Origin of the sequence: Pauljensenia sp. UMB6358, assembly GCF_030216865.1 — a bacterium.
GTDB classification, from domain to species: Bacteria; Actinomycetota; Actinomycetes; order Actinomycetales; family Actinomycetaceae; genus Pauljensenia; species Pauljensenia turicensis_A.
Genome location: NZ_JASOMS010000221.1, coordinates 1 through 253, shown reverse-complemented (window position 1 = coordinate 253; position 253 = coordinate 1). Strand labels below are relative to the sequence as shown.

The 253-nt window shown below is 60.9% G+C and carries 1 protein-coding gene; it reads left to right on the top strand.

What is annotated here, in order from left to right; all coding sequences use genetic code 11:
- Positions 1 to 253, top strand: a 253-nt coding sequence (locus QP381_RS09245; protein ID WP_285068730.1) for a hypothetical protein, incomplete at both ends; no start/stop codon positions are given.

Below are 253 nucleotides of genomic sequence, written 5' to 3'. Positions count from 1 at the left end.
CGCCCTCGCCAACGCCAAGGGCATCCCGCAAGGAACCCTGGTAAAAGCGCCAGCAAACAGCCAAGAGCTGGCAGCAACCGTTGCGAAGGACCTGGGCACATACGACCTGACAGTGGTGGACGCTAACGCTATCAGTACGGTGCAAAACCCTGATCGCGCAGCGGCAGCGACCCGCCGAGCCATCCGTAACGCGAAAGAAGAAACTGGTGAAGAACCCACCGAGGTGCAGGTACGTCCCGAGTTGCGCTCCCTA